At 63.2% G+C, this 20070-nt stretch carries 19 protein-coding genes and 1 other RNA gene; 13 read left to right on the top strand and 7 right to left on the bottom strand.

What is annotated here, in order from left to right:
• Positions 1-98 precede the first annotated feature (98 nt).
• The gene (locus CO676_RS14905) at positions 99-308 is read left to right on the top strand and encodes a transcriptional regulator (RefSeq protein ID WP_014765862.1); all 210 of its coding nucleotides are present in this window, start codon (positions 99-101) and stop codon (positions 306-308) included.
• 291 nt (positions 309-599) lie between these two features.
• On the top strand, positions 600-1499 hold the full coding sequence (locus CO676_RS14900; protein WP_144340132.1) for a LysR family transcriptional regulator: 900 nt from the start codon (positions 600-602) through the stop codon (positions 1497-1499).
• 10 nt (positions 1500-1509) lie between these two features.
• On the opposite strand, the gene ssrS is transcribed toward CO676_RS14900, so the two are convergent.
• The 3 genes from ssrS to CO676_RS14885 all read right to left on the bottom strand — a co-directional run bounded on the left by ssrS (position 1510) and on the right by CO676_RS14885 (position 2424).
• Positions 1510-1668, bottom strand: a non-coding RNA gene (gene ssrS, locus CO676_RS14895) — 6S RNA.
• A 96-nt stretch (positions 1669-1764) separates the two neighbouring features.
• Positions 1765-2142 carry a cell division protein ZapA gene (locus tag CO676_RS14890; protein WP_097521632.1) on the bottom strand — a complete coding sequence of 126 codons (378 nt, stop codon included), beginning with the start codon at positions 2140-2142 and terminating at the stop codon, positions 1765-1767.
• 12 nt (positions 2143-2154) lie between these two features.
• Positions 2155-2424: a DUF4164 domain-containing protein gene (locus tag CO676_RS14885; protein WP_012709307.1), complete on the bottom strand. Its 270-nt coding sequence runs from the start codon at positions 2422-2424 to the stop codon at positions 2155-2157.
• A gap of 416 nt (positions 2425-2840) precedes the next feature.
• Between CO676_RS14885 and tkt the strand changes: the two genes are divergently transcribed.
• The 6 genes from tkt (at position 2841) to CO676_RS14855 (ending at position 10068) form a co-directional block, all read left to right on the top strand.
• On the top strand, positions 2841-4817 hold the full coding sequence (tkt, locus tag CO676_RS14880; protein ID WP_097521631.1) for a transketolase: 1977 nt from the start codon (positions 2841-2843) through the stop codon (positions 4815-4817).
• 72 nt (positions 4818-4889) lie between these two features.
• Positions 4890-5900 carry a type I glyceraldehyde-3-phosphate dehydrogenase gene (gene gap / locus CO676_RS14875; protein ID WP_014765867.1) on the top strand — a complete coding sequence of 337 codons (1011 nt, stop codon included), beginning with the start codon at positions 4890-4892 and terminating at the stop codon, positions 5898-5900.
• Between the two features lie 5 nt (positions 5901-5905).
• Positions 5906-6496 (top strand): putative glycolipid-binding domain-containing protein, encoded by a 591-nt coding sequence (locus CO676_RS14870; RefSeq protein WP_014765868.1) that lies wholly within the window; start codon positions 5906-5908, stop codon positions 6494-6496.
• The gene (locus CO676_RS14865) at positions 6496-7695 is read left to right on the top strand and encodes a phosphoglycerate kinase (protein ID WP_014765869.1); all 1200 of its coding nucleotides are present in this window, start codon (positions 6496-6498) and stop codon (positions 7693-7695) included. Before CO676_RS14870 ends, CO676_RS14865 begins: the two co-directional genes overlap by 1 nt.
• Before the next feature lie 244 nt (positions 7696-7939).
• Positions 7940-8965 (top strand): class I fructose-bisphosphate aldolase, encoded by a 1026-nt coding sequence (locus CO676_RS14860; protein WP_097521630.1) that lies wholly within the window; start codon positions 7940-7942, stop codon positions 8963-8965.
• A gap of 185 nt (positions 8966-9150) precedes the next feature.
• Positions 9151-10068 carry a PhzF family phenazine biosynthesis protein gene (locus CO676_RS14855; protein WP_097521629.1) on the top strand — a complete coding sequence of 306 codons (918 nt, stop codon included), beginning with the start codon at positions 9151-9153 and terminating at the stop codon, positions 10066-10068.
• A gap of 19 nt (positions 10069-10087) precedes the next feature.
• Here CO676_RS14855 and CO676_RS14850 read toward each other — a convergent pair whose 3' ends face one another.
• On the bottom strand, positions 10088-11980 hold the full coding sequence (locus CO676_RS14850) for a tetratricopeptide repeat protein (protein WP_245424319.1): 1893 nt from the start codon (positions 11978-11980) through the stop codon (positions 10088-10090).
• 185 nt (positions 11981-12165) lie between these two features.
• Positions 12166-12321 (bottom strand): hypothetical protein, encoded by a 156-nt coding sequence (locus CO676_RS14845; RefSeq protein ID WP_014765873.1) that lies wholly within the window; start codon positions 12319-12321, stop codon positions 12166-12168.
• A 180-nt stretch (positions 12322-12501) separates the two neighbouring features.
• On the opposite strand from CO676_RS14845, the gene CO676_RS14840 reads away from it, so the two are divergent.
• From CO676_RS14840 to CO676_RS14830, 3 genes are all read left to right on the top strand, one after another.
• Positions 12502-13803, top strand: a complete 1302-nt coding sequence (locus CO676_RS14840) for an MFS transporter (RefSeq protein ID WP_014765875.1) — start codon at positions 12502-12504, stop codon at positions 13801-13803.
• Complete coding sequence (locus CO676_RS14835) at positions 13790-13978, top strand: DUF1192 domain-containing protein (protein ID WP_014765876.1); 189 nt, start codon at positions 13790-13792, stop codon at positions 13976-13978. The genes CO676_RS14840 and CO676_RS14835 overlap by 14 nt, the downstream gene beginning before the upstream one ends.
• 347 nt (positions 13979-14325) lie before the next feature.
• Positions 14326-14844, top strand: a complete 519-nt coding sequence (locus CO676_RS14830) for a DUF1465 family protein (protein ID WP_014765877.1) — start codon at positions 14326-14328, stop codon at positions 14842-14844.
• Between the two features lie 132 nt (positions 14845-14976).
• On the opposite strand, the gene rpmE is transcribed toward CO676_RS14830, so the two are convergent.
• Positions 14977-15198 carry a 50S ribosomal protein L31 gene (rpmE, locus tag CO676_RS14825; protein WP_012709319.1) on the bottom strand — a complete coding sequence of 74 codons (222 nt, stop codon included), beginning with the start codon at positions 15196-15198 and terminating at the stop codon, positions 14977-14979.
• Between the two features lie 208 nt (positions 15199-15406).
• Here rpmE and CO676_RS14820 point away from each other — a divergent pair, with 208 nt between their 5' ends.
• Together CO676_RS14820 and CO676_RS14815 are read left to right on the top strand one after the other, a co-directional pair.
• Positions 15407-17209, top strand: a complete 1803-nt coding sequence (locus CO676_RS14820) for an ABC transporter transmembrane domain-containing protein (protein ID WP_097521627.1) — start codon at positions 15407-15409, stop codon at positions 17207-17209.
• Between the two features lie 136 nt (positions 17210-17345).
• Complete coding sequence (locus tag CO676_RS14815; RefSeq protein ID WP_014765879.1) at positions 17346-18338, top strand: tripartite tricarboxylate transporter substrate binding protein; 993 nt, start codon at positions 17346-17348, stop codon at positions 18336-18338.
• A 42-nt stretch (positions 18339-18380) separates the two neighbouring features.
• Here CO676_RS14815 and CO676_RS14810 read toward each other — a convergent pair whose 3' ends face one another.
• Positions 18381-20030, bottom strand: coding sequence for an FAD-binding dehydrogenase (locus CO676_RS14810; RefSeq protein WP_014765880.1), 1650 nt, complete (start codon positions 20028-20030; stop codon positions 18381-18383).
• Positions 20031-20070 lie beyond the last annotated feature (40 nt).

The raw sequence follows: 20070 nt of genomic DNA, 5'->3' as shown, positions 1-20070 counted from the left end.
GGCTTCGCAGGACGCCCTGCGCATGCAAATAGGTCCATGCTTTCAATGATTGGACGAGTCGGCGATCTGCCGAGCGTTCTGAAGGAGAGGGCGTGTCCATGACGGACAGGATCGACCAGCTCGGCCCGCTCGAACTGCGCTGCCTCACCCTTGCGGCCCGTGGCCGGACGCGGCTGGAGATGATGCGCGAAACCGACATTCCGATGGAACGGATCGACCAGGCCCTGGAAGAGGCCATGCGCAAGCTGCAGGCCAACAGTGTCGCGGAAGCCGTCTTCCGCGCCGCCAGGCTCGACCTTATCTCATAGCATCCAATGGGAATGCCGAACCGGGTCCGGCCACCATCCGGCCGACGATGGCTCGCTCTCGGGGTGACTGGCGTCGGCGATGAGGTGCGGATCGCAACGGTCGCCGACCAGCGTCCAATAGGCCTCGATTGCGCGGCGCAACCGGAAATGTTCGACGGCGGCCACCCACGGGGAGGATTGCCGGGAGGTCGGAGATGCAGGCACAACCAGTACAGGCATGACAGGAGCCTCGATAAGACGGGACGACCGATCTTCCGCCCTTCGTTGACATGAGACAAACGAATTGCGAACATGACTATCATCAGATTCTCTAATGGCGATGCCATGTCTCTTCCGCTCGACAGCGACCTGCTCAGAACCTTTCTTGCGGTTGCCGATACGGGTAACCTGACGCGGGCTGCCGATGCCGTTCGCCGCACGCAGTCGGCCGTCAGCATGCAGATCAAGAAACTCGAGGATCTTCTCGGCTTCACACTGTTCGAGCGTCACTCCCGGGGCGTCGTGCTGACGGCGCAGGGCCGGCGCCTCGTCGACAGTGCGCGGCGGATCGTTGCGCTCCTCGACGACACGGCGGCGGCCCTGCGCGAGCCTGCCCTGGATGGCTCGGTCCGCATCGGAATATCGGAGGAATATATCAACTCCACCCTGCCGAAGGCGCTCGGCGCTTTCGCCGCAACTCACCCGAATGTCGAGGTGACGGTGCAGCAGGGACATTCGATGTCCAATCTGACATCGCTTGAGGCGGGCGAGATCGACATCGCCGTCGTCTTCGAGCCCGGAGGCCGCACCAGGAATGAAGTGTTGATGGTGGATCCCACCGTCTGGGCCAGCTCCGACCAGCACGGCACATACGAGCGGCGGCCGGTGCCGATCGCCACCTATACCCATTATGAAGGCGGGTGGTGCGACGATCTCGCCATGCTTAGTCTGAAGAAGCGAGGCATCGCGTGTCGTGTTGCCTATGTCAGCCGCACGAGCAGCGGCCTGATCGCCGCGGTCGTTTCAGGTCTCGCCATCGCCCCGATGTCGCGCAGCGCCATACCCGCCGGCTGCCGCGAGCTGGCCGAAGAGGACGGCTTCGGCATCATTGACATGTCGAACGTCGTCTTGCGTACAAGGCCGGATCATCGTTCCCCGACGATCGACGCAATGGCCGAGGCCATTCGCCGTGCCTTTCGGGGCACCGATTGAAAAGGAAGGAGTGCGATCCACGACGACCGGTGGATTGTTTACGATCCCGGGTACCTACAAAGTAGGTGGGCACCGTGTGTCCAGACCCACGAGTCCGGACAGGGACAGTTCCCTTGAGATCGTGTATGGCCCCGGGGATTGTGGTTCCTGTCGGGAAGCGCAGACCGCCGGGCAGATATAGAACGTCTTGACCGTTTTCGCCAGAGCGGGTTCTGCGGAAAACGCGCTCAAATCGACAATTCGCTGTCCGGAAGCCCGGGTGACTTCAATTTGCCGGGGCGACCGACCGGCCGTTGAGCTTGGCGGTGATATCCTGGATCTGCGCCGTGACCTCCGCCAGCGCCGAGGCGAGCGTTTCCTCACTTCTCGCCTGGTCGGAAAGGTCCGCGTCGCGACTGTTTTTCAGGTTGCCGACCTCGGCCTCGAGGTTCTTCAGCCGCCGATTGACCTCGCTCAGCTCGTCCATGACCATAATGCCAGCCATCACGGTCAGCCGCAGGTCACCGATTTCGCCGAACTGTCCTTTGAGATGGCTGACATATTGATCGAACCGGGCGGCGAGATCGCTCAAGTGATCCTCCTGCCCCTCCTCGCAGGCCATGCGATAGGCCTTGCCGTCGATCGTCACCGTCACCTGTGCCATGCTTCAAGAACCTCAGCGATCCAGCACTGCCCGAATGGTTTCCATCGCCGTCACCAAGCGACGGGAAACCTCGCGATTGACCTCTTCCAGTCGATTGGCCCGGAACTGCGATTGGTCGAGTTCCTGCGCCAGCCGCGACCGGTCCGTATTGACCCGGCGCACTTCGCCCTCGAACTCGCTCACGTCCTTTTCCTTGTCAAAGCGGCCGTCGATTGCGATTTCAAGAGACTGAACCGCGTTTCGCAATTCCTCGATCGCCGCATTGACCGTCTTTGCAGGCATCTCTTTCGAAACCTCTCCAGAGGGGTGAGCAGGCTGGAACGCCTTCTCATTGCCCAAACAAGGTGGCAGAGCGATCCACGTATAACGCCTGAACACGTCTCGCTCCGCGCTCCGAATCGACCAGGGTTCCGGCCACCTCGGATCGCCCTTTTTAAACCCAATACATAAGTCTCAACAATGGCGCCTTCGCCAATTGCCCCCTGCAAGCTGTGGATCGCTGATTTTATCTGCAAATGATATGCTTGCGGCGCGATCCCGCGACCCGGGAAAGATCGCAAAAACGTTGCCATCACGGGCGGCGGAAGGCCTGTATTTGTTGACTCGGGCGGCGCACCTGCTATGTGTTCGGCCGCTTCTCGTACGGTCTTTGGAGGATAGAGACCGTCCCCTGACCACCGAACGCAAACGGAACAGTCATGATCTCTCGCGAAAAACACGACCGGATGGCGAATGCGATCCGTTTCCTCTCCATGGACGCCGTTGAGAAGGCAAATTCCGGCCACCCTGGTCTCCCGATGGGGGCGGCCGACATAGCAACGGTTCTCTTCACCCGCTACCTGAGCTTCGACCCGAAGAACCCCGCCTGGCCGAACCGCGACCGCTTCGTGCTGTCGGCCGGCCACGGCTCGATGCTGCTCTATTCGCTGCTCTATCTCACCGGCTACGAAGACATCACCATCGACGAAATCAAGAATTTCCGACAGCTCGGCTCGCGCACGGCAGGCCATCCGGAATATGGCCACGCCGCCGGCATCGAGACGACGACGGGCCCGCTCGGACAGGGAATCGCCAACGCCGTCGGCATGGCGCTCGCCGAGCGCAAGCTGCGCGACGAGTTCGGCAGCGACCTCATCGAGCACCATACCTATGTGATCGCCGGCGACGGCTGCCTGATGGAAGGCATCAGCCAGGAAGCGATCGCGCTTGCCGGCCACTTGAAGCTCAACAAGCTCATCGTCTTCTGGGACGACAACAACATTTCGATCGACGGGCCGATCTCGATCGCCGACTCGACCGACCAGCACGCCCGCTTCCGCGCCAGCAAGTGGCACACGATCGCCGTCGACGGCCACGATCCGGAAGCGATCGCCGCCGCGATCGAGGAAGCGCAGAAGTCCGACAAGCCGACGATGATCGCCTGCAAGACCGTTATCGGCTTCGGCGCCCCGAACAAGGCCGGCACCCACAAGGTGCACGGCTCGCCGCTTGGCGCCGAGGAAGTCGCCGCCACCCGCAAGGCGCTCGGCTGGCAAGCCGAAGCCTTCGCCGTTCCCGCCGACGTGCTCGACGCCTGGCGTTTCGCCGGCAAGCGCTCGGCCGAGACCCGCAAGGCATGGGAAGCGCGGCTCGAGGCTGCCGAGACGAAGGCTGATTTCGTCCGCCGTTTCTCCGGCGAGCTCGAAGCCGGCCTTGCCCCGGCGATCAGCGCCTACAAGCAGAAACTTGCGGAAACCAAGCCGTCGCCGGCAACCCGCAAGGCTTCCGAAGATGCGCTGGAAGTTATCAACGGCGTGCTCAACGAGACGATCGGCGGCTCGGCCGACCTGACCGGCTCCAACAATACCAAGACGAGCCAGACCCATTCGATCACGCCGGACAATTTCTCCGGCCGTTACGTCCACTACGGCGTCCGCGAGCACGGCATGGCTGCCGCCATGAACGGTATGGCGCTGCATGGCGGTCTGATCCCCTATTCCGGCGGCTTCCTGATCTTCTCGGACTATTGCCGTCCGTCGATCCGCCTTGCCGCCCTGATGGGCATCCGCGTCATTCACGTCCTGACGCACGATTCCATCGGCCTCGGCGAGGACGGGCCGACGCACCAGCCGGTCGAGCACCTGGCCGCGCTGCGCGCCATCCCCAACCTCCTGGTGTTCCGCCCGGCCGACGCCACGGAAACGGCGGAATGCTGGCAGCTGGCCCTTGAAAGCCACAACCGCCCGTCCGCCATCGCGCTGACCCGTCAGAACCTGATGGCGGTGCGCACCGAATACAAGGAAGAGAACCTCTGCGCCCGCGGCGCCTATGACCTGGTCCCCGCGAGCGACGCGAAGGTGACGATCTTCGCCACCGGCTCGGAAGTCGAAATCGCCGTCAAGGCGAGCCAGGCGCTGACCGCCAAGGGCATTTCCACCCGCGTGGTTTCCGTGCCCTGCATCGAGCTCTTCGCCGAGCAGAGCGATGATTATCAGCAGGCGATCATCGGCAATTCGCCGGTCAAGATCGCGATCGAAGCGGGCGTCCGTCAGGGCTGGGATCACATCATCGGCAGTGACGGCGTCTTCGTCGGCATGTCGAGCTTCGGCGCTTCCGGTCCCTACAAGGAGCTCTACAAGCACTTCGGGCTTACGCCGGAAGCGGTTGTCGCTGCCGCCGAAGCCAAGCTGTCCTGATCAAGCCGGAGGGCGCTCTTGTGGCGCCCTCCATTCGTTCACCCACGCCTTTCTGATAAGGAGAGACCCGACATGACAGTGAAAGTCGCCATCAATGGTTTCGGCCGCATCGGCCGCAACGTGCTTCGCGCCATCGTCGAATCCGGCCGCACGGATATCGAAGTCGTCGCGATCAACGATCTTGGTCCGGTCGAAACCAACGCCCACCTGTTGCGCTTCGACTCCATCCACGGCCGATTCCCGGCCGACGTGAAGGTCGACGGTGACACGATCATCATCAACAACGGCAAGCCGATCAAGGTGACCGCCATCCGCAACCCGGCCGAGTTGCCGCACAAGGACCTCGGCGTCGACATCGCGATGGAATGCACCGGCATCTTTACCGCGCGCGACAAGGCAGCCGCCCATCTGGAAGCCGGCGCCAAGCGCGTCATCGTCTCGGCACCGGCCGACGGCGCCGACCTGACAGTCGTCTACGGCGTCAACCACGACAAGCTGACGAAGGATCACCTCGTCATCTCCAACGCATCCTGCACGACTAACTGCCTGGTGCCGGTCGCCAAGGTGCTGAACGACGCCATCGGCATCGACCACGGCATGATGACGACGATCCACTCCTACACCAACGACCAGCCGTCGCTCGACCAGATGCACAAGGATCTCTACCGCGCCCGTGCTGCGGCTCTGTCGATGATCCCGACCTCCACCGGTGCTGCCAAGGCCGTAGGCCTCGTGCTGCCGGAACTGAAGGGCAAGCTTGACGGTGTCTCCATGCGTGTGCCGACCCCGAACGTCTCGGTTGTCGACTTGAAGTTCGTCGCCAAGCGCGACACGACCAAGGAAGAGATCAACGCCGCCATCAAGGCTGCAGCCGACGGCCCGCTCAAGGGCATCCTTGGCTATACGCTGCAGCCGAATGTCTCGATCGATTTCAATCATGACCCGCATTCCTCGGTCTTCCATATGGACCAGACCAAGGTGATGGAAGGCAAATTCGTGTCGATCCTGTCCTGGTACGACAACGAGTGGGGCTTCTCGAACCGCATGGCGGATACGGCGGTCGCCCTCGGCAAGCTGCTCTAAGACCGATGTTCCGGGCCCTTTCCTCAACGACGGTGCGCTGGCGTCCGCTCGAGGGGGAAGGGCTCGAACATCTGACGATCCGACCCCTAGACGCATCCATCGGCGCGGCCATCCGCGCCGAAAGCGTTCTGATCGGCGAGCGCGGCGGGGCCGCCTACGGGGTTCGCTACCGCATCGATTGCGACGCCGGCTGGCGTGTCACGTCCTTCGTCGTCGAGACGACCGACGGACGCCGGCTCCATCTCCTCTCCGACGGCGGCGGCCATTGGCGCACCGCCAAGGGAGTCGCCCTCCCCCACTTCGACGGCTGCATCGACATCGACCTGGCCGGCACACCCTTCACCAATACCCTGCCGATCCGCCGGTTGAGCCTCACGCGTGCTTCCGGCACCGCAAAGCTCAAGATGCTCTACGTGCCGTTCGACAGCTTCGAGCCGACGGTTGACGGCCAGCACTACACGTGCCTCGAGGACGGCAAGCTCTATCGCTACGAGGCGGAAGACCGAAGCTTCACCGCCGACCTGCCGGTCGACGAGGACGGCCTCGTCATCGACTATCCCACCCTTTTTCAGAGACTATCACTGGAGACGAACTGATGACTTTCAAGACCCTCGACGATCTGACCGACATCGCCAGCAAGCGCGTGCTGGTGCGCGTCGATCTCAACGTGCCGGTCAAGGACGGTCAGGTGACCGATACCACCCGCATCGAGCGCGTGGCGCCGACCATTCGCGAACTCTCCGAAAAGGGTGCCAAGGTCATCCTGCTCGCCCATTTCGGCCGTCCGAAAGGCGAGCCCGTCGCCGACATGTCGTTGAAGACGATCGCCCCCGCTGTCGAGGAAATCCTCGACCAGCGCGTCCACTTCGCCGCCGACTGCATCGGCGACAAGGCCGCCAACGCGATTGCCGAAATGAATGACGGCGACGTGCTGCTGCTCGAAAACACCCGCTTCCACAAGGGCGAGGAAAAGAACGATCCGGCCTTCGTCGCCGCCCTCGCCGCCAACGGCGATATCTATGTCAATGACGCCTTCTCAGCCGCTCATCGCGCCCACGCCTCGACCGAGGGCCTGGCGCACCATCTGCCCGCCTTTGCCGGCCGCACCATGCAGGCCGAACTCGAGGCGCTCGAAAAGGGCCTCGGTAATCCGAAGCGGCCGGTCGTCGCCATCGTCGGCGGCGCCAAGGTGTCGACCAAGATCGACCTCCTGCAGAATCTCGTGAAGAAGGTCGACGCCCTCGTTATCGGTGGCGGCATGGCCAATACCTTCCTCGCAGCGCAGGGCATCGACGTCGGCAAGTCGCTCTGCGAACATGATCTGGCCGAAACGGCAAAGGCGATCGTCGCGGCAGCCTCCGCGGCCGGATGCGCGATCGTGCTCCCGGAAGACGGCGTGATTGCCCGCGAGTTCAAGGCGGGTGCGGACAACGAAATCGTCGACATCAAGGCTATCCCCGCCGACGCGATGATGCTCGACGTCGGCCCGAAATCGGTCGAAGCCATCAACCACTGGATTTCGCGCGCCGAGACGCTCGTCTGGAACGGTCCGCTCGGCGCCTTCGAGATCGCCCCCTTCGACAAGGCGACGGTGGCTGCCGCCAAGCATGCGGCCGCCCGCACGAGGCAGGGTTCGCTCGTCTCGGTCGCCGGCGGCGGCGACACGGTTGCCGCCCTCAACCACGCCGAGGTCGCCGACGATTTCACCTATGTTTCAACCGCCGGCGGTGCCTTCCTCGAATGGATGGAGGGCAAGCCGCTGCCGGGCGTCGATATCCTCCACCAACAGAAGTAACAGCACGTGCCTCGACCCGGGCAAACGGATAGGTCCGGGTCGACGACCGAAAATAATTATGATATTTCAAACGATTAAAATTATTTAAATCGTTTTAGTCTGTTTTACTGCCATTTTCCCGCAGGGTATCTTCTGTTATCGCGCCTTCCGTTCGGCGGTGCGAAAGGCGCTTTTCGCGTCTTTCACACCGAGACTATTCATGCGCTGTTCCCGCTGGGACCGGCGCTGTGCGAAGGAGAAAAAGATGAGCGAAAGACTGGAAGATATTGCGGTTGCCATGGTCGCCAACGGCCGGGGCCTGCTCGCTGCCGACGAGTCGACCGCAACGATCACAAAGCGCTTCGACGGCATTGGGCTGGAATCCACCGAGACCTCGCGCCGCGACTATCGCGAGATGCTGCTGCGTTCGGATGACGCGATGCGCAACTATATCTCCGGCGTCATTCTCTATGAGGAAACCCTGTTCCAAAAAGCGGCCGACGGCACGCCGCTCGTCGACATCATCAAGAACGCCGGCTCGATCCCCGGCATCAAGGTAGACACGGGCGCCAAGCCGCTGCCGCATTTCCCCAATGAGACGATCACCGAAGGCCTCGACGGCCTCGCCGCCCGCCTTGCCAAGTATTACGAAGCGGGTACTCGCTTTGCCAAGTGGCGCGGCGTCATCGCCGTCTCTGACGCCCTGCCGAGCTTCGGCGCGATCAAGGCGAACGCCCACGCGCTCGCCCGCTATGCGACACTCTGCCAGGAAGCCAAGATCGTCCCGATCGTCGAGCCGGAAGTGCTGATGGACGGTGCTCCGGGCGACCATTCGATCGATCGGTCAGAAGAAGTCACCGAATGGGTGCTGCGCACGGTCTTCGAGGAACTCGGCGACCTGCGCGTGAAGCTCGAAGGCATGATCCTCAAGCCGAGCATGGTGATCGACGGCAAGAAGGCCCGCAAGGCTTCGTTCGAAGAGGTTGCAGAGCGCACCATCAAGGTGCTGAAGCGCACCGTGCCGGCCGCCGTCCCGGGCATTGCCTTCCTGTCCGGCGGCCAGTCCACCGAAGAAGCGACCGCGCATCTCTCCGCCATGAACACGGCGCACGACCTGCCCTGGAAGCTGACCTTCTCCTATGGTCGCGCCCTGCAGCAGGAAGCGCTGAATGCCTGGAACGGCAAGCCGGAGAACGTCGCTGCTGGCCAGCGCGCCTTCACCCATCGCGCCAAGATGTGCAGCCTCGCCGCCAAGGGCAGCTGGAAGAAGGACCTCGAACAGGCCGCCTGACGGCGGCGCATCGGACTATAGGGAGAGAGGAGAAGGCCCGGCGGCAGAGCGATGTCGCCGGGCCTTTCATTTGAGCGGCGGCGTTGCCATCACCCGCAGCAATTGTCAGGGAGACAAGTTTGCGGTTTCGGCCGGGCTGGCAACGATCTTACATCTGTGCCATCTCCGATTGGCCAAGGGCTCCTATGAATACGGTCTCCTACGTCACCGTCGACGTCTTCACCGCCGAGCGTTTTGCCGGCAACCAGCTAGCCGTCATTCCGGACGCACGCGGCCTGAGTGATGAACAGATGCAGGCGATCGCCGCGGAGTTCGGCTATTCGGAAACCACCTTCGTGCTGCCGCCCGACGATCCGGCGAACACCGCTCGCGTGCGCATTTTCACGCCGACGGCCGAAGTGCCCTTCGCCGGCCACCCGAATGTCGGCACCGCCTTCGTGCTCGGGCGGCAGGAGGAAATCTTCGGCAGGACAGTGGGCAACAAGCTGCGTTTCGAAGAGAAGGCGGGGCTGGTCGAGGTCACACTTCTGAGCGAGAACGGCATTCTCACCGGAGCACGGATCGTCGCTCCACAGCCGCTTGCCGTAGGGCCGATCATCGACCCCGTGACGATCGCGTCCTGCGCCTCGCTGCAGCCGCAAGACGTGAGTGAACGCGGCCACCCGCCGGTGCGCATCTCGGTCGGCCTCGCCTTTGCGGTCGCCGAGCTCAGCGACGTCGATACGCTCTCACGGGCAAGGCCCAATGTCAGTGCCTTCCACGAGGCGAACGCCCGTTATCCGCTCGCCGAGGACAGTTTCAGCCTGCATCTTTATGCCCGGACCCCCGAGCGCCCCTGGCAGATCAGGGCGCGCATGTTCGCACCGCTCGACAATGTCATAGAGGACCCGGCGACCGGCAGTGCCTCGGCGGCACTCGGCGCCTACCTCGTTTCGCTTCTTCCGCAGCCCGACGCCGAAATCGAGATTACGATCGAGCAGGGCGTGGAAATGGGCCGCCGCAGCCTCATAACCGTCCGCGTCAGCAAGAAGGACGGCGCGGTCCGCGAGGTCAGCGTCTCCGGCGATTGCGTGGCGGTGATGCGCGGGTTGATCGAAGTCTGAGCTTACCGCGGGGCCGGGATCAGCACTTCCCGGGGCTGCAGTCCGCCATCGTCTGGAGGAGCGCGCGGAAGCGAGGATGATCGCGAATGGCGTTTAGGTCAGAGTCCTGTTCGAACCACTGGATATGGTAGCTGGAACTCTGCGGCACCACGGTCTCCAGCAAGTTGAGCGCGCGCTCGCTCTCACCAAGCAAGGAATACACGCAGGCAGCATTATACTGTGCGACCACATCGTCCGGATCGATCGCCAGCGCGCGCGTCAGCCATTCCTTGGCGCGCTCCCCTTCGCCCATATGTGCGAGCGCGAGGGCACCCCGGTGAGCGGGGCTCGCATTTTCCGGATGCCGCTCCAACGCGCTTTTCGCCCGCTCGATTCCGATCCGTGCCCAGCGCTGGCGCTCGGCTTCCATACCGAGCGAGAAATAGCAGCCCATCAAATGAATCGGCGAAAAGTAATCATCCGGCCGGATCTCGGCCGCGCGCTTAAAGAACTGCACCGCTTCCTGAAACCGGCCCTGTGCAAACAAGAAGCGACCATAATATAAATTCGCCTCATAGAGCGAAGGGCTGAGCGCCAGAGCCTGACGGAATTCGCGCCCAGCCTCTTCCGTTTGGCCGTCGTGAGTCAATGCCAATCCGCGTGAGGCATGCGCTTCCGCCAGATTCGGATCAAGAGCCAGCGCCTTGGCGCTCATCTCGAAAATGCTCTCGAGCGGAAACTCCTTTTCGTGCCAATCCCGGATTGCACATTCGCATTCAGCGATCCCTGCATAGGCACGGGCATAGTTCGGATCGAGTTCGACGGCCTTCAGGAACATCCGACGCGCAAGTAGCAGGTAGGAGCGGGTCCAGGTATGCGAGAACTGCCGGCCACGCAGATAATAGGTATAGGCTTCCACGGAGGTGGTCGGATCGCTCTCGATCGCCTTCTTCTCCTCCGGCAGCAGTTTGATCTTCAACTGGTCGACGATCGCATGAGTGATCTCGTCCTGGATGGCGAAGATGTCGGTGAGGTCGCGATCGTAACGGTCGGCCCATAGATGCCCGCCGGTATGCGCGTCGATGAGCTGGCCGGTGATGCGGACGCGCTCGCCGACCTTGCGCACGCTGCCCTCCAGAATGAACCGCACCCCGAGTTCGTGGGCGGCCTGCTTCACCTTCACGGCTTTGCCCTTGTAGGTGAACACGGTGTTGCGGGCGACGACATGCAGTCGCGAGATCTTCGACAGATCGGTAATGATATCCTCGGTGATGCCGTCGGAGAAATATTCCTGCTCCGGATCGTGGCTCATATTGGTGAACGGCAGAACGCCGATCGACAACTCATAGCCCGACTCGAGCGAAGGGGTCGCAGTCTCCGGCTCCTGCCGGGCGGCCGCATCGCCGAGCGCGACCGTATAGACGCGGATGTTCGGCGCGATGTTCTTCAGGCTGTATTCGCCCTTGTCTACGAAGCCGAGGTCCAGTCTCGATCCGACCTGATCGCGCACCGACGAAGATACCGCAATGCCGGAGGGATCGGCGAGCCCCTCCAGCCGCGCCGCAACGTTGACGCCGTCGCCGAAGATGTCGCCCTCCTCGACGATCACGTCGCCGAGATGGATGCCGATCCTGAGCTCGATGCGCCTGCTCCTCGGCAGGCCCTCGTTGCGGACGAGCATGCCGCGCTGGATCTCGGCCGCGCAGGCAACCGCATTCACGACGCTCGAGAATTCGATGAGCATGCCGTCGCCGGACAGTTTGACGATGCGCCCCTTATGCTCGGCGATCTTCGGCTCCAGGCACTCGCGGCGATGCCGTTTCAGCGCGGCCAGCGTACCCGCCTCATCGGTTCCCATCAGACGGCTGTAGCCCACGACGTCGGCAGCGAGAATGGCGGTCAGGCGGCGTTCCAAGAGTGCCTCGATTTTCATCTTGTGGCCGAGCACGGTAATTTAACCTTTTCTTGACTGCATGTCGTGCGCAGACTTCGTATTTCGGCCGCAAGTGTAGCCCGGCCCCGCAAATTTAGCTGTTTCTAAGGGAACGCCCGGACGGTCGCGCATTGCGTGCGCATGTGGTATCCGCGGGAGGAGGGATGCTGCGCGGCCGCCTGCCGCTACGGCCGGACGAGCACCGTGACCATCATGACGGCGATGGCGAAGACGGCGATCTTCCAGAAATCCCGCCGCTGCCTGAGGCCGGGATATCCGAGCGGCTTGATGAGCTGCAAACACATGGCGATCAAGAGGAGAAGCGTCAGTGCCTTCGACATTCATTTATTCCGGAGAATTCCGCGGTCATCGTCGCGACGTCATACGGCCGTCACTTTTCGTCGCATAGAGGGCTATTGTTTTCGCCGCCGATTTGCAATGACCGGCGGTAGCGATTCCGGTTGGCACGGCGCCACGCGCCGTCACAACTTGCCGGCCGCAGAACGATTTTCGGATGGACGATGAGAAACAATCTGCTTCCCGTTACCGCACTGTTGCTCGGCACGCTGTTCCTCTTCCTTGGAAACGGTCTGCAAGGTCTTCTCCTGCCGGTGCGCGGCACATCGGAAGGCTATCCGACAACCATTCTCGGCCTGATCGGCACGTCCTGGGCCGCCGGCTTCGTGCTGGGCTGCTTTTTCGCGCCTAATGTCGTCAAGCGCATTGGGCATGTGCGGGCTTTCAGTGTCTTCACGGCCCTGATCGCGATCGTTTCTCTTTTGACGGGCTTAATGATCGACCCCATCTGGTGGCTTGTCTTGCGCGCACTGACGGGATTCTCGACGGCCGGCACGTCGATGATCATCGAAAGCTGGCTGAACGAACGCGCCACCAATGAAAGCCGGGGGGTGATCTTCTCCCTCTATATCGCCATCACCCTCTTCGGTGTCGTCGGCGGGCAGATGATGATTCCCTTCGGCGAGACGACCACCACCTTCTTCTTCATGGTCTGCGGCATCCTTTATTGCGTCGCGATGCTGCCGACGCTGCTGTCCAAGGCCGCCTCGCCGACGCCGCTGAAACAGGTGCGGCTCGACCTTCGCGGCCTTTATCGCAATTCGCCGGTTTCCTTTCTCGGCATCCTGCTGATCGGCATCGCCAACGGCGCCTTCGGCACCCTCGGCGCCGTCTTCGGCCGCCAAGCGGGGCTTTCCGACAGCGCCGTCGCGGCAATGATGAGCGTCGCGATCTTCTCCGGGGCGGTCATGCAACTGCCGGCCGGTCGAGTTTCCGACCGGGTCGATCGCCGCTACGTGCTCGCCGTGCTTGCCGGCGTCGGTGCCCTGGCCGGTCTCCTCCTCTTCCTCGTCGAGCCAGGCCAGGTGTGGATCGTACTTACGCTGATCGCCATCTACGGCGCCGCCGCCAACGCGCTCTATCCGATCGCCGTCTCCCACGCCAACGACTTCGCCATGCCCGAGGATTTCGTCAAGGTCTCGGGCGGCCTCCTGCTGCTCTATGGCATCGGCACAATCATCGGCCCGACGATCGGCGGACCGGTTATGACCGCGACAGGCCCCTATGGCCTCTTCATGATCACGGCCTGTGCGCATATGCTGATTACCGCCTATGCGATCGTCCGCAGCCGCCGGCGCGCACCTGTGCCAGTCGCCGAACGCGAGACCTTCTCGCCGGTCAATGCCGGGGCGCCGACGACGCCGGAAAGCCTGCAGCTTTCCCCGCGTGCCGCACCGTTTGAGGAGGCACGAGGAGACATCGTCGACGATCCCGAAAAGGAGGAAAAAGCCAATGAGCCTGTTTGACGACGATCAGCCGAAGAAGAAGACCGCGCATGACATCGGCAGCGACCTCTCGCTGCTCTCCGCCGACGAGCTCACCGCGCGCATTGCGCTGTTGACGGAAGAAATCGCCCGACTGGAGGCGGAACGCGCCCGCAAATCGGCGAGCCGTTCGGCCGCCGAAGGGCTCTTCCGCTGACAGGAAGGCTCGCTGCGCGTCCGCGGAAGGACGCCACTTAACGGGATATTAGGCATTTTCTGCAATTCTCCGGGCATCCGGTCTTCCGGACTCAGACATTTTCACCAACTGGCGAATGGGTCTGATTTTTCTCCCTGTTTTACCTTGAGAGCCGCCCCGCGCGGCTCTTTTTTGTTTCGCGACAGCTAAATTCAAAGAATTGTGGAGATTAACCCTTTCTTAAGAATACCCTTGCGCGGAATGCGGTATCAGATCATTCTTCGAGCATAGAGGGGCCTCAAGGAAACTTTTCCCAAAGCCACTTCGTTACCTGACCGTGATGCGTTTTGAACCAGGGAAAGCAGGCCATGTCCGAGAGAGGATTGAATACCGTCAGTTTCGCAGGACACGCTGCGTCCTCGGCGCAGTTCAAGGCGCTCTATGCCGAAGGGATGGGCCTTGTGGAGGAGACGGCGAGCTATCTCGACGGGCCCGGCCGGGCCGCCTCCAAGATACTGCCGCGCATGGCCTCCGTGCTTTATGCAGCCGAGTCGATGCGGTTGACGACGCGGCTGATGCAGATGGCCTCATGGCTTCTCCTGCAGCGCGCCGTCAACAACGGCGAAATGAGCCGCGAGCAGGTCATGTCGGAAAAGAGCAAGGTTCGCCTGGACAGCTTCAATGTCGACCGAAGCGCGCCCGGCTGGAACGATCTGCCGGACAGCTTCCGCGATCTGATCGATCGCTCGCTCCGCCTGCAGAACCGCGTCGCCCTCCTCGACCGCGAGATCTACCGGCCGCAGGAAGCGACGGCCTTCGTTCCGGACAACCAGAACGGCGTCAAGGCGCAGATCAAGCTGTTGCAGACCGCCTTCGGCACCAACTGACCCGACAGCAATCACGGTAACGTTCGAAGCCCGGCCTTGCGCCGGGCTCTTCGTTTCGGTCAATTGAAAAAGCCTTTGGCAAATAAAAAAGCCCGGCAATGCCGGGCTTCAAAAACGCCATAGGGCGAGCGATTAGAGGCCGAGGCCCTCGAACCGCTTCTTGAACTTAGAAACGCGGCCGCCGCGGTCGACGAGCTGCTGATTGCCGCCGGTCCAGGCCGGATGCGACTTCGAGTCGATTTCAAGGTGCATGGTTGCGCCTTCCGAACCCCAGGTCGAGCGGGTTTCGTATTCGGTGCCGTCGGTCATGACCACCTTGATCGTGTGGTATTCGGGATGGATTCCTGCCTTCATAACAATCTTCCTAGAGTTCCAGGGTCCAATTGTCGCAAGGCATTGCGACTTTGGGACCGAACACGTAAATGAAGCCGCGGACCGCTCTTGGCCACGGCTTCTCAATTCGATGCCGTGCCTATACATGAAGGTCTGCGGGATAACAAGTGCCGCGCGGAAGACTTATGGCCCCTCCTGGCCCCTCCGTGACAGGCCGATCGGGGGTTACGTGCCAAGACAAGGGAACCAAGCGCCAGAGCGCAAGTCCGTCCAGCCGCTTGCAGCCGTGCTACCCTATGTCAGGCGATACCGTCGCTTTGCGATCGGCGCCGCCATCTCGCTGACGATCGCCGCGGTGACCACTCTGACGCTGCCGCTGGCGGTCCGCCGGATGATCGACTACGGCTTTTCCAACTCCGACTCCGCCTTCATCAACACCTACTTCTCGATGCTGATGGTGCTGGCCATCGTCCTCGCGCTGGCCAGCGCCGCCCGCTACTATTTCGTCATCTCGCTCGGCGAACGCATCGTTGCCGATCTCAGGCGCGATGTCTTCGCCCGGGTAACGGGGCTTTCCGCCGCCTTCTTCGACGTCAACCAGTCCGGCGAGATCGTTTCGCGGCTGACCGCCGACACGACGCAGATCAAGTCGGCGGTCGGCGCCACGGCGTCGGTCGCGCTGCGCAACCTGATCCTCTGTCTCGGGGCCATCGGCATGATGATCTATACCAGCCCGAAACTGTCGAGCCTGGTTATCGCCGCCATTCCGCTTATCGTCTTCCCGCTCGTCGGTTTCGGCCGCTCAGTCCGCCGCCGCTCCCGCCAGGCGCAGGATACGCTCGCCGCCGCCTCCGCCTTCGCCGGCGAGGCGATCGGCGCCACCCGCACGGTGCAGGCCTTCAATGGTGAAGAGAGCGCCAACCGCCGTTTCGGCGCCGCGGTGGAGGAGGCCTACGGTGCCGCCCGTGCCGCGATCTGCGCGCGCTCGGCGCTGACCGCCTTTGCCATCACCATGGTGTTCGGCAGCGTCGTCGCCGTGCTGTGGTTCGGCGCCCGCGACGTGCTCAACGGAACGCTTTCCGCCGGCACGCTCAGCCAGTTCCTGCTCTATTCGGTCTTTGCCGCCGGCAGTCTCGGAGCGCTCTCGGAGGTCTGGGGCGAACTTTCGCAGGCGGCAGGCGCCGCCGAGCGCCTGAACGAGCTCCTTTCGGAGGTGCCGCAGATTCGCGCGCCCGAGCATCCTGCCGCCATGCCCGTGCCGGCCAGAGGGGCGATCGCGTTCGATGATGTGCATTTCGCCTATCCGGCGCGACCCGACTACAAGAGCCTCAAGGGCCTGAGCCTAGCGGTGGAGCCGGGCGAGACCGTAGCCATCGTCGGCCCTTCCGGCGCCGGCAAAAGCACCGTATTCTCGATGCTGCTGCGCTATTACGACCCGAACATGGGGACCGTGCGGATCGACGGCATGGACATCCGCAGCGTCGAGCCGAAGGACCTGCGCGACCGGATCGCCATCGTCCCGCAGGACGTGACGATCTTCGCCGCCTCGGTGCATGACAACATCGCCTTCAGCGCGCCGGAGGCGAGCCGCGAGGCGGTGCAGGCGGCGGCGATTGCGGCGCAGGCCGACGAATTCATCGCAAAGCTCGACCGCGGCTACGACACGCTGGTCGGCGAGCGCGGCGTGACGCTTTCCGGCGGCCAGCGCCAGCGCGTCGCGATTGCCCGCGCAATCCTCAGGGACGCTCCGATCCTGCTGCTCGACGAGGCGACGTCGGCCCTCGACGCTGAGAGCGAAACGTTGGTGCAGAAGGCACTCGACGGGCTGATGCGCGAGCGCACCACGCTCGTCATCGCGCATCGGCTGGCGACGGTGCTGAAGGCGAACCGCATTCTCGTCATGGATCATGGCCGCATCGTCGAGGAAGGCACCCATGCATCGCTGATCCGCCAGGGCGGGCTCTATGCCAAGCTGGCGCGGCTACAGTTCGATCATGGGGCGGAAGGATTGTTCGTCGCATCCCAGGTCTGAGGCCGGTGCGTTAACCATTCGCCCGTCGGATGTGATTGTTTCTCGATCCGCCATTGCCCACGGCAAGCATGGCCCTATTGTAAGGGGGCCGGCTTTTGCCGATAGCGCCTTCGACGAGATTGGGAGGATATTCCGTATGCCATTTCTAAGCATGACCCGCCGCGCAGCCCTCGCCTTCGGGATCGCCACACTTTCCGCCATGACGCTCGGCGACCCGGTGCAGGCGCAGAACTTTCCGGACCGGACGATAACGCTCGTGGTCCCCTTCGCCGCCGGCGGTTCGACGGACGTCGTGGCGCGGATTATCGCCCAGAAGATGTCCGAAGATCTCGGCCAGCAGGTCATCGTTCAGAACGTCGCGGGCGCCGGCGGCAACCTCGGAGCGGCGAACGTTGCGCGCGCCGACCCGGACGGCTACACGATCCTGATGGCGACCGTCGCGACGCATGCGTTGAATCCGCTGATCCTCAAGACGAAGCCCTACGATCCCGAAAAGGATTTCGCACCCATCTCGCTGCTGGTCATCGTTCCGAACGTGCTGGTCGTCAATCCGGAGCTGCCGGCCAAGTCGGTGCAGGACTTGCTGGCGCTCCTCAAGGCGTCGCCCGATCAATACAGCTATGCGTCCTCCGGCAATGGCACGCCGCTGCATCTTTCCGGCGAGCTCTTCAAGAAGATGGCCGGCGTCGAGATGCAGCATATTCCCTACAAGGGATCCGGCCCGGCGCTGAACGACGTCATCGGCAATCAGGTGCCGATCATGTTCGACAACCTGCCTTCATCGTCGAGCCACATCAAGGCCGGGACGCTCAGGGCCCTCGCCGTCACGACGGCCGAACGCGCACCCTCCTTCCCGGACGTGCCGACCATCGCCGAGTCCGGCATTCCCGGCTACGAGACGTATACCTGGAACGCGCTCTTCGCCCCGGCCAATACGCCGCAGCCGGTGGTCGCGCGCCTGAACGAGTCGGCCAAGAAGGCGCTCGCCGATCCGGCGGTCCAAAAGCGCATGGAGGAGTTCAGCGCCAAGATCGTCGGTTCGACGCCCGAAGAACTCGCTGCCCATGTGAAAGCGGAATTGGCAAAATGGACGCCCGTCGTGCGCGACGCGAACGTCCAGATGGATTGACCGCACATGACCTAGCCGGGTTGCTCCCGCAACCCGGCTAGTCTAGGTCTTCGCGGCAGCGCCCGGCCCCGCGGCGCGGCCGGAAAAGATGCAGCCACCCAGGAAGGTGCCTTCGAGAGCATTGTAGCCGTGCATGCCGCCGCCTCCGAACCCGGCGACTTCGCCGGCCGCATAAAGGCCCGGCACCGGCTCACCGGAAAGCTCCAGCACTTGGCCGGAGAGATTGGTCTGCAGCCCGCCGAGCGTCTTGCGCGTCAGGATATGCAAGCGCACGGCGATCAGCGGGCCGGTCTTCGGGTCCAGGAGACGGTGCGGCCTGGCCGTCCGAAGCAACCGGTCGCCGCGATAGGCGCGGGCGCCGCGGATGGCAGTGACCTGCGCGTCCTTGGAAAACCGATTGTCGATTTCCCGGTCGCGCGCCTCGATCTGCGCCTTGAGATGGGTCACCGAAAGCCGGTTCTCGCCCGTCAGCCCGTTCATGGCCTCGACGAGATCCTCGAGCCGGTCCTTGACGATGAAGTCTTCACCCTTGTCCATGAAGGCCTGCACCGGGCCGGTCGGCCTGGCGCCGAGCCGCTTCAGGAGAAGCGCAATGCTCTTGCCCGTCAGATCCGGGTTCTGCTCCGAGCCCGAAAGGGCAAACTCCTTCTTGATGATTGCCCGCGTCAGGATGAACCAGCTGTAGTCGTGCCCGCTCTGGCGGATCGCGGCCAATGTCCCGAGCGTATCGAAGCCGGGCATTGCGGGCGCGGAAAAGCGGTTGCCATCGGCATCGCACCAGAAGGATGATGGGCCGGGCAGGATACGGATGCCATGGTCCGGCCAGATCGGATCGTAATTCCTGAGGCCCTCGGTATAGTGCCACATGCGGTCGGCGTTGATGACCGAGCCGCGGGCTCGGCCCGCGATTTCGAGCATCCGGCCGTCGACATGATGCGGCACGCCGCTGACCATCGCGGCCGGCGGCTGGCCGAGCCGCTTGCGTGGCCAGTTGCGGCGCACCAGCTCGTGATTGCCGCCGATGCCGCCCGAACTGACGATCACCGCTCCCGCGGAGATCTCGAAATCGCCCACTTCGTCACGCGAGCTGCGCTGTCCGCGGCTGACCGGATCCTCCTTGAGGATCGCGCCGCGGGCGCCCGTCACGGCACCGTCCGTCGTCACAAGCTCGTCGACGCGGTGGCGGAAGCGGAAACGGACGAGACCCCGGCTCTCCGCCTCGCGCGTCAGCCGGATGAAAGGCTCGAGTACGGCCGGGCCGGTGCCCCAGGTGATGTGGAAGCGGGGAACGGAATTGCCGTGGCCATGCGCGAGGCCGCCGCCGCGCTCCGCCCAACCGACGACCGGAAACCAGCGCATCCCGAGAGCATGCAGCCAGCGTCGTTTCTCACCGGCGGCAAAATCGAGATAGGCCTCGGCCCAGAGGCGCGGCCAGTGGTCCTCGGGTCGGTCGAACTGCGACGAGCCCATCCAGTCCTGTCCGGCCAGGTCCCGGCTGTCGCGGATGCCCATGCGCCGCTGCTCGGGACTGTCTATGAAGAAGAGACCGCCAAGCGACCAGAAAGCCTGGCCGCCGAGATTCTGCTCGCCCTCCTGGTCGAGAACGATCACCTTGCGGCCCCGCGCCGCCGCCTCCGACGCCGCCACGAGCCCGGCAAGGCCCGCACCGATGACCAGCACATCGCAATCCATTACAGCCGCCCTCCCCCCCAAAATTCCCCGACGACTCTTA

The organism is Sinorhizobium sp. BJ1, assembly GCF_002531555.1.
GTDB classification, from domain to species: domain Bacteria; phylum Pseudomonadota; class Alphaproteobacteria; order Rhizobiales; family Rhizobiaceae; genus Sinorhizobium; species Sinorhizobium fredii_B.
This window is presented reverse-complemented; position numbering and strand designations above follow the sequence as displayed.

Coding starts and splice junctions, on each gene's coding strand:
- CO676_RS14845 (WP_014765873.1), bottom strand. CDS start 12,321: ATGTCGAAGGCACTGACGCTTCTCCTCTTGATCGCCATGTGTTTGCAG.
- CO676_RS14860 (WP_097521630.1), top strand. CDS start 7,940: ATGAGCGAAAGACTGGAAGATATTGCGGTTGCCATGGTCGCCAACGGC.
- tkt (WP_097521631.1), top strand. CDS start 2,841: ATGATCTCTCGCGAAAAACACGACCGGATGGCGAATGCGATCCGTTTC.
- CO676_RS14905 (WP_014765862.1), top strand. CDS start 99: ATGACGGACAGGATCGACCAGCTCGGCCCGCTCGAACTGCGCTGCCTC.
- CO676_RS14850 (WP_245424319.1), bottom strand. CDS start 11,980: ATGAAAATCGAGGCACTCTTGGAACGCCGCCTGACCGCCATTCTCGCT.
- CO676_RS14815 (WP_014765879.1), top strand. CDS start 17,346: ATGCCATTTCTAAGCATGACCCGCCGCGCAGCCCTCGCCTTCGGGATC.
- CO676_RS14890 (WP_097521632.1), bottom strand. CDS start 2,142: ATGGCACAGGTGACGGTGACGATCGACGGCAAGGCCTATCGCATGGCC.
- CO676_RS14835 (WP_014765876.1), top strand. CDS start 13,790: ATGAGCCTGTTTGACGACGATCAGCCGAAGAAGAAGACCGCGCATGAC.
- CO676_RS14855 (WP_097521629.1), top strand. CDS start 9,151: ATGAATACGGTCTCCTACGTCACCGTCGACGTCTTCACCGCCGAGCGT.
- CO676_RS14865 (WP_014765869.1), top strand. CDS start 6,496: ATGACTTTCAAGACCCTCGACGATCTGACCGACATCGCCAGCAAGCGC.
- CO676_RS14885 (WP_012709307.1), bottom strand. CDS start 2,424: ATGCCTGCAAAGACGGTCAATGCGGCGATCGAGGAATTGCGAAACGCG.
- gap (WP_014765867.1), top strand. CDS start 4,890: ATGACAGTGAAAGTCGCCATCAATGGTTTCGGCCGCATCGGCCGCAAC.
- CO676_RS14810 (WP_014765880.1), bottom strand. CDS start 20,030: ATGGATTGCGATGTGCTGGTCATCGGTGCGGGCCTTGCCGGGCTCGTG.
- rpmE (WP_012709319.1), bottom strand. CDS start 15,198: ATGAAGGCAGGAATCCATCCCGAATACCACACGATCAAGGTGGTCATG.
- CO676_RS14830 (WP_014765877.1), top strand. CDS start 14,326: ATGTCCGAGAGAGGATTGAATACCGTCAGTTTCGCAGGACACGCTGCG.
- CO676_RS14900 (WP_144340132.1), top strand. CDS start 600: ATGACTATCATCAGATTCTCTAATGGCGATGCCATGTCTCTTCCGCTC.
- CO676_RS14840 (WP_014765875.1), top strand. CDS start 12,502: ATGAGAAACAATCTGCTTCCCGTTACCGCACTGTTGCTCGGCACGCTG.
- CO676_RS14870 (WP_014765868.1), top strand. CDS start 5,906: ATGTTCCGGGCCCTTTCCTCAACGACGGTGCGCTGGCGTCCGCTCGAG.